We start from the raw sequence: 14,600 nt of genomic DNA on the forward strand, positions 1-14,600 counted from the left end.
CGGCCGCATCGTCACCGCAAAAAATTAAACCTTCGGCATCGTCGCCAGCATCGAAGCCCGCTGGCTCACCTCGAAAAACCACTCGGCCAGCTTCGGATTCGCCGTGCGCCATTCCAGATCAGGATGGCGCAAATCCAGGTAGCCCAAAGCACACGCCACACTGATTGCCGCCACATCGAAATGGCTGGTCAGCTCGGCAATCGCGTCGGCTTCCAGCACTGCCAGGCCACGACGAATCTTGTCGCGTTGGCCATCAAGCCACTCGTCCCAGTGTTTTTCCGGGGCACGCAGTGCGACTTCATAACGAATCAGCACCGCAGCGTCCATGATCCCGTCGGCCAGAGAGGCCAGGGTCAGGCGCCGCCAGCGGGCCGAGCCGTCGCGCGGTATCAGCGGGTTGCCGACGTGCTGGTGATCGAGGTAATCGAGGATCACCCGGCTGTCATGGATGACGTTGCCATCGGCCAGGCGCAGGGCCGGGATTTTACCCAGCGGGTTGTCTTCGTTGAGGGTAAGGTCCGGGCTGACCGGCGTGAGCACGCTGGTTTGCAGCGCCACGCGGTCCTGTTGACCGGTTTCGTGCAACAGCATCATGACTTTGCGAACGAAGGGCGACAAAGGGTTGTGGAACAGGGTCATGCTGGGGGCGGACATGGCAGCGTCTCGGTCTAGGGCAGTGCTGGGCAGCATAGCGCGTTGGTCCGGGAGCTCAAGCAGTTGGCGTCGAACCCAAAGCGGATGTCGTCGTGTGACTCCAGTGATCTGCGGCTCTGTAGCAGCTGCCGAGCAGCGCGAGGCTGCGTTCGGCTGCGGAGCGGCCGCAGCCCGGCGAACGCGATTTGTCTGAAACAACTCGGTCGCGGGATTCACGACTGCTGCGCAGCCGGACGCAGCCTCGCGCTGCTCGGCAGCTGCTACAGGAGTCCGCCAATCGATTTGGATCAGCGACGTTGCAAGAGACCGCGCAGGGCGAGGATTGCGGGAACACCCAGGCCAAGCCAGCCCAAGGCATCCCACACGCCATCGCCCAGCAAGGCGGCGAACAGCCCCGCAGCGCTAAGCAGGGCGATAACGGTGGGGGTGGAGAAGACCCTCCAGAAACTCGACTGACGTGGCCTCATGCTGGACGCTCCGAGTTCTCGAGCACAGGTTTCGCCGCCTTGCGCCGCACCAGCCAGAGGTAAACCCCGCTGCCGAGCAGGATAATGGTCAGCCCATCCAGGGTCGCCCAAAGGATCTTCATCGGCATGCCGCCGTAATCACCGAAGTGCAGCGGTTGTGACATGCCCATGGCGTCCATGTACCACGGCCGTTCGGCCACGGCGGTGACTTGCAGGGTGCTGGCGTCGATCAGCACCGGTGTCAGCAGGTGCGAGGTCAGGTGAGTGCTGCCTTTCATGAACACCGCGTAATGATGTTCGCTGGAGAATCGTGTGCCGGGGAAGGCGATAAAGTCCGGCTGCATGCCCGGTGCGACGTCCTTGGCGATGTCGAGCAAACGGGTCGCGGGCGCCAGTTGTATCAGCGGCGGCGCGTCGCGGTACGGTGCGATCATCGCGCTCAGACTGTCGTTGCGCCACGCCGCGATCAACAGGTCGGCGCAGGCGCTGATAACGCCGGTGACGCCAACCACCAAGGCCCAGGTCAAGGTCACCACGCCGATCAAGTTGTGGAGGTCGAGCCATCGCAGGCGGGTGGATTTGTTCTGGCGCACGGTGGCGAATTTCAACCGGCGCATGAACGGCAGGTACAGCACCGTCCCGGACACCATCGCCACCACGAACAGAATGCCCATGAACGCCAGCAGCAGCTTGCCCGGCAGACCGGCGAACATGTCCACGTGCAGGCGCAACATGATCATCATGAAACCGCCGTTGGCCGACGGCATCTCCAGCGCCTCACCGGTGCGGGCGTCGAGCATGAAGGTGTGAGACGAGTTCGGTTCAGTGCCGGCGGTGGGGGCCATGATCGCGATCACGCCGTTGGGGTCTTCTTCTTCCCAGCCGAAGTACTGCATCACCTCGCCGGGGCGATGTTTTTCGGCGGCCAGTACCAACTGCTGCAAGTCCAGCTGCGGGGTGTCGGCCGGCATTTGCTTCAATTCAGCAGCATCGCCCAGCAGGTGGTCGATCTCGTGATGGAAGATCAACGGCAAGCCGGTCAGCGCCAGCATCAGCAGGAACACCGTACAGATCAGGCTGGTCCAGGTGTGGACGAAGGACCAGCGGCGAATTGTTTTACTTTTCATTTCTTGGCCTTCAGAAAAACCAAAGCCGTCCTCGAAAGACGGCTTGGTCATTGGCGTGTCAGGTCAGGCGATTACCACGTGTAAGTTGCACTGGCGACGACGCTGCGTTGGTCACCGTAGTAGCAATAAAAGCTGTCACAGGTGGAGATGTAATCCTTGTCAAACAGGTTGGTGGCGTTCAGTGCCAGGGAGGCGCCTTTCAGGCTGTTGTCCAGACGGCCCAGGTCGTAATGAACAGCGGCGTCGAACACGGTGTAAGCGTCAGCCTTGCCGAGCGAGGTATTGCCCTGGTCACCGTAAGTATTGCCGGTGTAACGAGCGCCGGCGCCAATGCCGAAACCATCCAGTACGCCGTTGTGCCAGGTGTAATCGGCCCACAGCGAAGCCTGTTGGTTGGGCATCAGTTGCAGGCGGTTGCCTTTGAAGTCGCCTTTCTGCACTTCGGATTTGGCCAGGGTGTAAGCGGCGATGACCTTGAGGTTCTCGGTCACGTCGGAGACGGCTTCCAGTTCCAGACCTTTGACTTTCACTTCACCGGTCTGGCTGGTGATCGAAACGCCGTTCGATTGGGTCGTGGTGACGGAGACGTTTTTCTGGGTCAGGTCGTAGACCGCAGCGGTCAGCAGGGTGCTGCTGCCAGGCGGTTGGTACTTGATGCCCAGTTCCCATTGCTTGCCTTCAGTCGGCTTGAACGAATCGGTCGGTGATGCCGTGGCGTTGCTGGTCGGCTGGAACGACTCGGCGTAGGACAAGTAGGGCACGAAGCCCGAGTCGAACACGTAGCTGATCGCCGCGTTGCCGCTGAAGTGCTTGTCCCGTTCGGTGTTGGTGGCGTCGCCCTTGTTGAAGAACTGGGTGCTGGTGTGAACCCAGTCTTCACGACCTCCCAACGTCAGGCGCCATTGGTCGAGGGCCATCTGGTCCTGGATGTACAGACCGGTTTGGTAGGTCTTCTGGTCGTAATCGTAGAACGCCGCCGAGCGTGGCGGACGAACGATGGGCTGGCCATAGATCGGGTTGTTGACGTTGGTGGTCAGACCGTCGCCGAAGATCGAGGTGTAGTGGGTGTTGGTGCGTTGGTGATCGAGGCCGATCAACAGGGTGTGACGGAGGTCGCCGGTCGCGAAGTCGCCCTGAAAGTTGTTGTCCACGGCGAACTGACTGATGTCCTCGTCGACACGGGTGCTCGAACGACCCACATTGCCCTCGGCATCGACTTGGGTGAACGGATAGGCGCCGGGGGTGAGGGCCTGGAAGGACAGGTCCGATTTTGTGTAACGCAGGTTCTGCTTGAACTGCCAGACATCGTTCAAACGATGTTCAAAGGCGTAGCCCAGCGCGTAGTAGGTGCGGTCGTAGAACTCCCAGTCCGGGTCGCCCAGATTCTTGTGGTGGGAGATCTTGCCGAGGGGCGAATGGATCTTGGTGCCCTGCACCGGCAAGAACTGGCTGGTGATGCCGGTATCGTCACGGGTGAACTGGGTGAGCAGGGTGAACCGGGTGTCTTCGTCGATGTTCCAGGTCAGGCTCGGCGCAATGTTGTAGCGCTTGTTGTCGACGTGGTCGATCTGCGTGCCGCTGTCGCGCACCACACCGCTCAGACCGTAGAGGAACTGGCCTTCGTCGTCGATCTTGCCGGTGCTGGCGAAGTTGATCTGGCGATGGTTGTCACTGCCATATTGCACCTGGATTTCATTGCTCGACTCGGCGCTGGGGCGCCGGCTGACCATGTCGAGCAAGCCGCCTGGCGGGGTCTGGCCGTAAACCGACGAGGCCGGGCCGCGCAGCAGGGCGAGGCGGTCCAGGTTCCAGGTTTCCTGTTTCGGGTTGGCGTACACGCCTTTTGGTAGCGGCAGGCCATCGAGGAATTGAGTCGGCTCGAAACCGCGCACGCGCAACCAGTCGGTGCGGGTGTCGCTGCCGTAGCTGCTGGCGGTGATGCCGGGCATGTAGCGCACCGCGTCATCGAGGCTATGCACGCTGCGGTCGTCCATTTGCTCGCGGGTGGCGACCGAAATCGAGCGCGGCGCTTCGACCAGCGCGGTATCGGTCTTGGTACCGGCGGCGGTGCGGGTGGCCAAATAACCCTCCACCGGGCCCCAGGCACTTTCAGTGTTTTCAACGCCAATGACGGCGGTTTCCGGCAGGGCCATCACGCCTTCGGGCACGGCCACCAGGCTGTAGGTGCCAGCGCTGCTCTGTTCCAGTTGCAGACCGGTGCCGCGCAAGGCCTCACGCAGGGCGCCAGCTGCGTCGAACTGGCCTTTGACCGGTGCCGAGGTCTTGCCCGCCGCCAGTGAAGGATTCAACGACAGCGCCAGGCCCGCCTGGCTGGCGATCTGGTTCAGGGTGCTGGCCAATGGCGCGGCCGGCAGGTTGTAGGCGCGAACGCTGGACGCCTGTTCAGCGGCGATCAGCTGACTGCTGGCCAGAGGGGCGCAAAGGGCAATGGCGATTGCCAGCAAACTGGGGCGCAACAAGGTGTCTAGCGAACGGGACATAAGGCGGCTCCTGAATGGAAATATTTCTCAATTGCCTAGGTGCCGAACGAGAATTCAAAAGTGATAGGGCTGATTGAAAATAATTTCGATTCAGTAAAGTCTTTATAAAGATCGTTCCCACGCTCTGCGTGGGAATGCCTCAATGGGCGCTCTGCGTCCGCTACGGCATGTGACGCGGAGCGTCACGGGCTGCATTCCCACGCAGGAGCGTGGGAACGATCAATCACATCACTTGGGGTCAGTCTTCGCCACGACCGTCACCCACCACGGCGTGTGCTGTTCGATCTGCACCGGCAGGGTCGGCAACAGCGCGCTCAGCGCCTTGTCGGTGTCATGCAGCGGGAAGCTGCCGGTGATTCGCAGGTCGGCAATCTCGGGTGCAACACCCAAATGCCCGCGGCGATAGCGACCGAGTTCATGGACCAGGTCTTCCAGCCGTGTGTTGTCCACCACCAGCATGCCGCGGGTCCACGCATCGGCGCCGAGGTTGAGCGCGACGATCGGCCCGAGGCCATTGCTGCGCATCAGGACTTGCTGGCCTTCACGCAGAACCTGTTCTTCAGGACTCGACTCGGGATGAGCCGCCACTGCCGATTTCAGCACGCTCAAGCGCGTACCTTGTTCTTCGCGCTTGACCAGAAACCTTGTCCCCAGTGCGCGCAGGCTGCCTTCGCGGGTTTCGACGATGAACGGCCGGGCGTCACCATGGCCGGTTTCGACGAGGATTTCCCCTTCATGGAGGATGATTAGTCGCTGCGTTTCATCGAAACGCACGTCCACGGCACTGTGGGTATTGAGGTTGATCAGCGTGCCGTCGGTCAGGTGCAGGGTGCGTTGCTCACCGGTGGCGGTGCGCTGGTCGGCCAGCCAATAGTCGATCGGCAGATAACGATCACCGGCGAACAGCGCCAACCCGATCACCGCGACGATGCTGGCCACGCCGCTGCCGAGTTTGCGCACTCGACGGCGGATACTCTCCCGCGATTGCAGTAACGCGGTGCGTGCCGGGCCGCTGGCAACGCTGAAGCGCTGGTCGAGCATGCCCAGTTGGCGCCATGCCCGCGCATGTTCTTCGTGGGCGGCATGCCATTTGGCGAATTCTTCGCGCTCCACCGGGTTGCCAGAGTCCAGGGACAATTGCCAGGCAATCGCGGCATCCAGCACCTGCGCCGAGACGGGTTTGGAGCTGACCGGACTCATACCGGCTCACCGTACAAAGCGCTGTAGCACTGACGAATGCCCTGAGCCAGGTACTGACGAACTCGCGGCACTGACACACCCAAACGCTCGGCGATTTCTGAGTGGCCGAGGCCGTCGAGACGGTTATAGAGAAACGCCGCCCGGGCCTTGCTTGAGAGTTTGCCGAGCAGACGGTCGATGGCTTTGAGGTCTTCGAGGGTCATGTGCTGTTCCTCCACTGACGGTTGTTCACCTTCAGGGATCAGCATCAGTTCCGTGAGGTAGGCCTGCTCCAGCGCGGCGCGGCGGAAATAGTCGAACAGCAGACCCTTGGCAATCGCCACCAGAAACGCGCGTGGCTCGCGTGGTTCCTTCAGCTCTTCACGCCCCAGCAAGCGCACAAAAGTGTCCTGACTCAGGTCTTCGGCTCGTTGCGGACAGGCCACGTTGCGTCGCAGCCAAGCCAATAGCCAACCGCGATGGTCGCGATATAACGCACCAACGAGCTCACTTTGAAGGCTTTGGACTGACGACACGCAGCATCACCGATTGGGAAGTGTTAACTAACGAGAATTGTTCGCGATTGTGGCAGAGGCGGGGGAGGTAAGCAATTGGCGCTGGTCGGGTGGTTTTGACGAAGTGTTCAGTTGGACCGCGTCATCGTTCTTCGCGGGCAAGCCTCGCTCCTACAAAGAGCTTGCGTAAATCCTGTAGGAGCGAGCGGTGCGGCGATCCGACTTGCCCGCGAAGGGGCCGGAACAGGCGCAGCGGATCTAAAAGGAAGGCGCTCGCTGCCGCCGCTTCCACTGATTCATCCGCTGCTGCAGATTCAACGGGCTATGAATCTGCAACTGCCGCGCCCGGCTGAACAAAATCAACGCCAGCTCAGCGGTGGCCAACGCATCGGCACTGGCATTGTGGCGCTCGAACACTTCCAGTTTGAACCAGTCGATCCACTCATCCAGCCCGGCATCGCGAATGTGCGCCTGAGGGCAAAGCAGCGGCGCGATGTCTGCTACATCCAGAAACGGATGCTGCAACTTGTAGCCCAGATGGTCTTTCAGCGCGCGCCCGAGCATGTGCTGATCGAACGGCGCATGAAACGCCAGCACCGGGCTGTCGCCGACGAACTCCATAAACTCGACCAAGGCCTGAGCCGGATCGCTGCCAGCGGCAATCGCGCTCGGCCCCAAGCCATGGATCAACACGCTGGGCGCCAACTTCATGTCGGCGCATCGCAACGTGCGTTCGAACTGCTGGCTGAAATCGATCGCGCCGTCCTCGATCACCACCGCGCCGATGGACAACACCCGATCCTTGTTCAGGTTCAACCCGGTGGTTTCCAGGTCGAGTACCACCCAGCGCTGTTCGCGCAGGCTGCATTCGCCAAGCTCTGCCGCCAAGGGCAAGCGTTGCAGACGTTGTTGAAGTTCGCCGGGAAGGCTCGGACCTGCCGGGCGCAGCCATGAAAACAGGCTCATAGCTGATACCGCAGGGCCAGGCTGCTTTGCAGGCGTTGTGCCTGGCGCAGGGATTCACGCAGGATCCGTCGATCCAGATGATTGAGGCTGTCAGGGTCGACCCGGTTGGAGTAGGGCAAGTTCTCCCGGGTCTGTAGCTGATGTTGCTGCATGCGGGCTTGCTGGATGAAGTGATAAGCCTCTTCGTACGCCGCACCGTCCAGCCGTTCGATGACTTCTTTTTCCACCAGTTGGCGAAAGCGCTCCAACGTATTGTTTGCCTCGATCCCATGGGCCAACGCGAGCAGTCGGGCACCGTCGACAAAAGGGGTCAACCCTTGGACTTTCAAGTCCAGGGTGGCTTTCTCGCCATTCTTGCGAGCCAGTACGAACTCACGGAAACGTCCTACGGGCGGACGATTGCGCAGGGCGTTCTCGGCCATCATCCGTTGGAACAGTCGGTTGTCATTCACCTGATCGAGAATGCCCTGACGCAGCTGCTCGCAGCCTTGCTCGTCCCCCCAGACCACGCGTAAGTCGAAATAAATGCTCGAGCCCAGCAGGTTCTCCGGCGTTGCCTCGCGGATAAACGCCGCAAAACGTCGCGACCATTCGGCCCGGGACAGACACAACTCTGGGTTGCCGGCCATGATGTTGCCCTTGCACAGGGTGAAACCGCAGAGCGCCAGGCTCTGGTTGATCTGCTGGGCGATGGGCAACAACTTGCCGCGAATCTCGGCGGCATGGGCCGCGTCCCGGGCTTCGAACAGAATGCCGTTGTCCTGATCGGTGTGCAGTGTCTGTTCGCGGCGACCTTCGCTACCAAAGCACAGCCAGCTGAACGGAATGCCGGGGTCACCTTTTTCGGCGAGGGTCAGTTCGATCACCCGGCACACGGTGTGGTCGTTGAGCAGGGTGATGATGTGAGTGATCTGGGTTGAAGAGGCGCCGTGGGCCAGCATGCGCTCCACCAGTTGGCCGATTTCGCCGCGCATCGCCACCAGGTTTTCTACGCGCTGGGCGCTGCGGAGGGTCCGCGCCAGATGCACCAGGTCGACCCGTTGCAGGGAAAACAGGTCTCGTTCCGAGACCACGCCGCACAGGCGATGATCCTTCACCAGGCAGACGTGGGCGATGTGCCGCTCGGTCATGGCAATCGCCGCATCGAAGGCGCTGTGGTCCGGCGACAGGAAAAACGGCGCTTGGGTCATGTGCCGTTCGATGGCTTCGTTGAAGTCGTTAGTGCCGTCGGCCACCACATGGCGCAGGTCGCGCAGGGTGAAAATCCCCAGCGGCGCTTTCTGTTCGTCGACGACCACGATGCTACCGACCTGCTGCTCGTGCATCAGGGTCACGGCTTCACGCAGCGGCGTGGTCGGGCTGCAGGTCACCGGGTGGCGCATGGCCAATTCGCCCAGTCGGGTATTAAGCGAGTACTGGGTGCCAAGGGTTTCCACGGCTTTTTGCTGGACTTGCTGGTTAACCTGATCCAGCAGGCTGCTCACGCCGCGTAGGGAAAAGTCGCGAAACGCGTTGGAAAGTGCGAACAATTTGATGAACGCCAGCTTGTTCAGCTGTAGGCAAAAGGTGTCTTCGGCCGCGAGGTGTTCGGTGCGGGTTGCACGCTCCCCCAGCAGCGCGGCGAGGGGAAAACACTCGCCGGTGGTGATTTCGAAGGTGGTTTCGGTCCCGCCCTTGGCCGTGTGGGGACGTTCACCCACGACCCGGCCTTGTTTGACGATGTAGAAATGTTCAACCGGGCCGTCGGCGGGCTTGATGATGCTCTCGCCGGGGGCATAAAAGCGCAGCTGACACTGCTCGACCAGGTACGCCAGGTGGGCGTGTTCCATTTGATTGAAGGGCGGGAAGCGCTGAAGGAATTGCAAAGTGCCCTGGATGTTCTGCAACACCGCGGTTTTCCCTGCCTGTGTGAAGGCGTCCGCTTTACTCATAACTATTACCGCAGTCTTTTTTGAATTGTTGTTGTCGGATGACTCACACATGGTCGGCCCCTGCGTGCAGGGTGCCCATTGGACGTAAGTCTAGGTAGGCAATGAAGCTGTCGGTATTTGGGAAATGTCTGACGCAACTGTGGGAAAAACCTCCTGCATTGGCTATAGGAAAACTTTCCGACGAAGTGCACCCTGAAGGTCTGCTGGGTGATGTCACACGGAAGTGATAGGCAATTGAATTGAAAACGCAGAGAAAGCCATGTCCGACCACGATATTTTGAGCGACGCCGAGCGCGAGGCGCTGAGTGCCGTCATGCAGGAACCTGACCTGCCGCCGCAGCGGGTACTGATCGTCGACGACGATAAAGACGCACGCGAGTTGCTGTCGGAGATTCTTGCGCTGGACGGGATTCGCTGCATGACGGCGGCCAGTGGCGAAACTGCACTCAAGATGTTGGAGACGACGCCATCGATCGGTCTGGTCATTACGGATCTGCGGATGAGGAATGTCGATGGCCTGGACCTGATCCGCCAGGTGCGTGAGTCGGTTCGGGCGGCAATGCCGATCATCATTGTTTCCGGTGACGCCGACGTGAAAGATGCGATCGCTGCGATGCATTTGAGCGTGGTCGACTTCCTGCTCAAGCCTGTCGATACCGGCAAGCTGGTGGCGCTGGTCAAGCATGAGTTGGGAATGGATGTGTAGGTTCTGATGATCATTCCCACGCTCTGCGTGGGAATGCAGCCCGGGACGCTCCGCGTCCCATTCAGTGCCGAACGCGGAGCGTCCGTGGAGGCATTCCCACGCAGAGCGTGGGAACGATCTAATCCACAAACAAAAAAGCCCTGATCTTTCGATCAGGGCTTTTTTTGTCCCGCGTCAGCGCTCAGTTACAGGCCATTGGCAGCCTTGAACTCGCGGCGGCGACGGTGCAGAACCGGCTCGGTGTAGCCGTTCGGCTGCTTCGTGCCTTCGACCACCAGTTCGACCGCCGCCTGAAAGGCGATGTTGCTGTCGAAGTTCGGTGCCAGCGGACGATACAGCGCGTCATTGGCGTTCTGACGGTCAACCACTGGCGCCATGCGCTTGAGGCTTTCCATGACCTGGTCTTCGGTGACGATGCCGTGGCGCAGCCAGTTGGCGATGTGCTGGCTGGAAATCCGCAGCGTCGCACGGTCTTCCATCAGGCCGATGTCATTGATGTCCGGCACTTTCGAGCAACCGACGCCCTGGTCGATCCAGCGCACCACGTAACCGAGAATGCCCTGGGCGTTATTGTCCAGTTCGTTCTTGATCTGCTCTGCAGTCCAGTCTGGATTGACGGCCAACGGGATGGTCAGGATGTCATCCACCGAAGCGCGCGCGCGTTTGGCCAGTTCGGCCTGACGGGCGAACACGTCGACCTTGTGGTAGTGCAGCGCGTGCAGCGCAGCAGCGGTCGGCGACGGAACCCAAGCGGTGTTGGCGCCGGCCGTCGGGTGAGCGATTTTCTGTTCGAGCATCGCTGCCATCAGGTCCGGCATGGCCCACATGCCTTTACCGATCTGGGCGCGACCTTGCAGGCCGGTACTCAACCCGATATCGACGTTCCAGTTTTCGTAGGCGCCGATCCACTTCTCAGCCTTCATGTCCGCCTTGCGCACCATCGGGCCGGCTTCCATGGAGGTGTGGATTTCATCGCCGGTACGGTCGAGGAAACCGGTGTTGATGAACACTACACGCTCGCTGGCGGCCTTGATGCAGGCCTTGAGGTTGATCGTGGTACGACGCTCCTCGTCCATGATCCCGACTTTGAGGGTGTTGCGCGCCAGGCCCAGCGCGTCTTCGATGCGACCGAACAGCTCGTTGGTGAACGCCGCTTCTTCCGGTCCGTGCATCTTCGGTTTCACGATGTAGACCGAGCCAGTACGGCTGTTCTTGCGCGAGTTGTTGCCGTTGAGGCTGTGGATCGCTGCCAGGCTGGTGACCAGGCCGTCGAGAATGCCTTCCGGCACTTCATTGCCGTCCTTATCGAGGATTGCGTCGATGGTCATCAGGTGACCAACGTTACGCACGAATAACAACGAACGACCGTGCAGGCTCAGTTCTTTACCATCGACACCGGTATAAGTGCGATCGGCGTTCATGGTGCGGGTAAAGGTCTGACCGCCCTTGGAGACTTCTTCCGACAGATCGCCCTTCATCAGGCCAAGCCAGTTGCGGTAGATCACCACTTTGTCATCGGCATCGACGGCGGCGACGGAGTCTTCGCAGTCCATGATGGTGGTCAGCGCGGCTTCCATCAGGATGTCTTTGACACCGGCAGCGTCGGTCTGTCCGACCGGGGTGCTGGCGTCGACCTGGATTTCGAAGTGCAAGCCATTATTCTTCAGCAGGATCGCGGTCGGTGCGGCTGCATCGCCGTGGAAACCGATCAGTTGGGCATCGTCGCGCAGGCCGGTGTTGCTGCCGCCTTTAAGGGCGACCACCAGTTTGCCGTCAACGATCTTGTAGGCGGTGGAATCGACGTGAGTACCGGCAGCCAATGGCGCCGCTTCGTCGAGGAAGGCGCGGGCGAAGGCGATGACCTTGTCACCGCGAACCTTGTTGTAGCCTTTGCCTTTTTCCGCGCCGTCAGCCTCGCTGATGGCGTCGGTGCCGTAGAGCGCGTCATACAGCGAACCCCAACGGGCGTTCGAGGCATTGAGCGCGAAGCGGGCGTTCATCACCGGAACCACGAGCTGTGGACCGGCCATGCGGGCGATTTCGTCATCGACGTTTTGCGTCGTTGCCTGGAAATCAGCCGCTTCTGGCAGCAGATAACCGATGTCTTGCAAGAAGGCTTTATAGGCCACGGCGTCGTGTGGTTGACCGGCACGGGATTGGTGCCAGCCATCGATACGAGCCTTGAAATCATCGCGTTTGGCGAGTAGGGCTTTGTTCTTCGGCGCCAGGTCATGAATGACCTTGTCGGCACCGGCCCAGAACTTATCGGCGGTGAGGCCGGTACCGGGAATGGCTTCGTTGTTCACGAAGTCGAACAGGACTTTGGCGACCTGCAGGCCACCGACTTGAACGTGTTCAGTCATTGCTTGCCTCACTCTGCTCAGCTATTTCGCTTTTCAGCTCTTCAATTTTGACAATGAAGCCTCTGGCCATTTAAACCACAAACCCGTCTGCCAGTACATGCCCGTTCGGGCGGCTGGGTTAGGTCCAATCAACGGCTTGGATGCCTTGCTGACGGGGCTTTCAGGGTTGCGACTGTGCCTGTGGCAGACATCGATCCAACGTTATGTAGTGCGCGCTGCGGCATACTACATGATGAATTGCGGTTGTGAAAATTAGACTAATTACGTCGTTCTGCGACCCCATGACGCATTGCAGTCATGTCGGGGAGCGGGATGTTCTCAAAAAACTATTGGATTGTTCCAGTTAAATATAAAAAGTTGTACACATAATCTTCCGTTCACTGCTATGGCGCTTTGGTTTTCTGAGGCGCCGAGCCGATTCCCGACCCTTGCCTATACTTGGTCTTCTATAACAAAAGTCATGATAAGAGGGCTGCGCCATGGACCACCTCGTACTCACTGTATTCGCTCCAGACAAGCCAGGGCAGGTCGAGCGCATCGCCCAGTGCATTGCCGAGCACGGCGGTAACTGGCTGGAAAGTCGGATGTCACGCATGGCCGGGCAGTTCGCCGGGATTCTTCGTGTGGGCGTGCCGGCCGAGGCCTACGATGAACTGGTGGATGCCCTACAGGCGTTGTCCGCCCATGGCATTCGCGTGCTGATTGCCGAAAGCGGCATCGAGCAATCGTGCACCTGGAAGCCGATTGCCATGGAATTGGTGGGCAATGATCGCCCTGGGATCGTGCGCGACATCACGCGTTTGCTGAGTGAGCAGGGGGTGAACCTGGAGCGTCTGGTGACCGAAGTACGTCCGGCGCCGATGAGCAGCGAGCCTTTGTTCCACGCTGAAGCGATTCTCGCCGTGCCGCTGACGCTGTCTCTGGACGTGCTGCAATCGCGACTGGAAACCCTGGCGGACGATTTGATGGTCGAATTGGTACTGCGCAGTGAATCCTGAAAAGGTTATCCAAGTTATACGTGCACCTGCCTGTGGATAACCTGTAGAGACAGCCCGCCAGGCCACGTCGGCCGGGGCTCTTCAGAATATGATCAAAAAACCAGCAGTTTCAGGGACTTGCGCACAAACGCCGGGGATCACGCTGTGGATAACCTTGGGACGGATCGGTACAGGCCACGGGAACCGAGGCCTGCAGGGGTTTGTGTGTTTTTTGATCAGCGGCGGCGACGCAAACTTATCATCGCATCGACGCTGTAAACCGCCAGGCCAGCCCAGATAAAGATGAACGCCACGAGGGTGCTGGATGACAAGTGTTCATCAAACAGCAGAACGGCTTGCAGCAATACCAGCGTCGGCGCCAAGTACTGGAGAAATCCCAGCGTCGTGTAAGGCAAATGCCGTGCAGCGGCGTTGAAACACACCAGCGGCACCAGCGTCACCGGACCGGCGGCCACCAGCCACCAGGCTTCGGACGTGGTCCAGAATTCGGCTTGAGCGCTGCTCGCGGTGGGGTTGAACAGCAACCACGCGACGGCAATCGGCACCAGCATCCAGGTTTCCACCACCAGTCCAGGTAATGCTTTGACCGGTGCCTGCTTGCGGATCAGTCCGTAAAAACCGAAGGTCAGCGCCAGCACCAGTGACACCCACGGCAGGCTGCCGACTTGCCAGACCTGTTGCGCAACGCCAACCGCCGCGAGCCCAACCGCCAGCCATTGCATGCGCCGCAGCCGTTCGCCAAGGATCAGCATGCCCAACAGCACGTTCACCAGCGGGTTGATGTAGTAACCGAGGCTGGCCTCGAGCATGCGCCCGTTGTTCACCGACCAGACGTAGGTCAGCCAGTTGGCCGCAATCAGCGTGCCGCTCAGGGCCAGGATCGCCAGGCGTTTCGGGTTGTCACGCAACTCGCGCCACCAGCCCGGATGTTTCCACACCATCAGTAGCAAGGCGCCGAACAGCGCGGACCAGAGCACGCGGTGGATGATGATCTCCACGGCGGGCACGTTGGCGATGGCTTTGAAGTAGAGCGGGAAAAGTCCCCAGATGATGTAGGCACTCAGGCCCAGGATGTACCCGCGACGCGGGTTGGCGGCTTGCATGCAGAATCCTTGCTTAGGCAGCTAACAATCCCTTGTAGGAGCGAGGCTTGCCCGCGAAGAAGGATAGCGCGGTATATCAGGCAGTCCGCG

General features: G+C 60.3%; 12 protein-coding genes. 2 read left to right on the forward strand and 10 right to left on the reverse strand.

Annotation, left to right across the window (positions count from 1 at the left end; all coding sequences use genetic code 11):
- Positions 1 to 24 precede the first annotated feature (24 nt).
- From QK293_RS22870 to QK293_RS22905, 8 genes are all read right to left on the reverse strand, one after another.
- Complete coding sequence (locus QK293_RS22870; RefSeq protein WP_282381356.1) at positions 25 to 654, reverse strand: glutathione S-transferase; 630 nt, start codon at positions 652 to 654, stop codon at positions 25 to 27.
- Between the two features lie 287 nt (positions 655 to 941).
- Positions 942 to 1,121, reverse strand: a complete 180-nt coding sequence (locus QK293_RS22875) for a hypothetical protein (protein WP_282381359.1) — start codon at positions 1,119 to 1,121, stop codon at positions 942 to 944.
- Positions 1,118 to 2,248, reverse strand: coding sequence for a PepSY-associated TM helix domain-containing protein (locus QK293_RS22880; protein ID WP_282381361.1), 1,131 nt, complete (start codon positions 2,246 to 2,248; stop codon positions 1,118 to 1,120). The genes QK293_RS22875 and QK293_RS22880 overlap by 4 nt, the downstream gene beginning before the upstream one ends.
- A 71-nt stretch (positions 2,249 to 2,319) precedes the next feature.
- The gene (locus QK293_RS22885; protein ID WP_282381363.1) at positions 2,320 to 4,749 is read right to left on the reverse strand and encodes a TonB-dependent siderophore receptor; all 2,430 of its coding nucleotides are present in this window, start codon (positions 4,747 to 4,749) and stop codon (positions 2,320 to 2,322) included.
- Positions 4,750 to 4,977: 228 nt separating this feature from the next.
- Positions 4,978 to 5,949, reverse strand: coding sequence for a FecR family protein (locus QK293_RS22890; protein ID WP_282381365.1), 972 nt, complete (start codon positions 5,947 to 5,949; stop codon positions 4,978 to 4,980).
- On the reverse strand, positions 5,946 to 6,464 hold the full coding sequence (locus QK293_RS22895) for an RNA polymerase sigma factor (RefSeq protein ID WP_282381367.1): 519 nt from the start codon (positions 6,462 to 6,464) through the stop codon (positions 5,946 to 5,948). The genes QK293_RS22890 and QK293_RS22895 overlap by 4 nt, the downstream gene beginning before the upstream one ends.
- A 237-nt stretch (positions 6,465 to 6,701) precedes the next feature.
- Positions 6,702 to 7,409, reverse strand: coding sequence for a 3'-5' exonuclease (locus QK293_RS22900; protein ID WP_282381370.1), 708 nt, complete (start codon positions 7,407 to 7,409; stop codon positions 6,702 to 6,704).
- Complete coding sequence (locus QK293_RS22905; RefSeq protein ID WP_282381371.1) at positions 7,406 to 9,340, reverse strand: putative nucleotidyltransferase substrate binding domain-containing protein; 1,935 nt, start codon at positions 9,338 to 9,340, stop codon at positions 7,406 to 7,408. Before QK293_RS22905 ends, QK293_RS22900 begins: the two co-directional genes overlap by 4 nt.
- Before the next feature lie 259 nt (positions 9,341 to 9,599).
- On the opposite strand from QK293_RS22905, the gene QK293_RS22910 reads away from it, so the two are divergent.
- Complete coding sequence (locus QK293_RS22910; protein WP_282381373.1) at positions 9,600 to 10,046, forward strand: response regulator; 447 nt, start codon at positions 9,600 to 9,602, stop codon at positions 10,044 to 10,046.
- A gap of 185 nt (positions 10,047 to 10,231) precedes the next feature.
- On the opposite strand, the gene QK293_RS22915 is transcribed toward QK293_RS22910, so the two are convergent.
- On the reverse strand, positions 10,232 to 12,409 hold the full coding sequence (locus tag QK293_RS22915) for a malate synthase G (protein ID WP_282381375.1): 2,178 nt from the start codon (positions 12,407 to 12,409) through the stop codon (positions 10,232 to 10,234).
- Between the two features lie 479 nt (positions 12,410 to 12,888).
- Between QK293_RS22915 and QK293_RS22920 the strand changes: the two genes are divergently transcribed.
- Positions 12,889 to 13,407 carry a glycine cleavage system protein R gene (locus QK293_RS22920; protein ID WP_282381376.1) on the forward strand — a complete coding sequence of 173 codons (519 nt, stop codon included), beginning with the start codon at positions 12,889 to 12,891 and terminating at the stop codon, positions 13,405 to 13,407.
- Positions 13,408 to 13,622: 215 nt separating this feature from the next.
- On the opposite strand, the gene rarD is transcribed toward QK293_RS22920, so the two are convergent.
- A complete protein-coding gene (rarD, locus tag QK293_RS22925) occupies positions 13,623 to 14,510 on the reverse strand; it encodes an EamA family transporter RarD (RefSeq protein WP_282381378.1) in 888 nt (295 codons plus the stop codon).
- Positions 14,511 to 14,600: the final 90 nt, after the last annotated feature.

This window comes from Pseudomonas sp. AL03, from assembly GCF_029960815.1.
Classification (GTDB): Bacteria; Pseudomonadota; Gammaproteobacteria; order Pseudomonadales; family Pseudomonadaceae; genus Aquipseudomonas.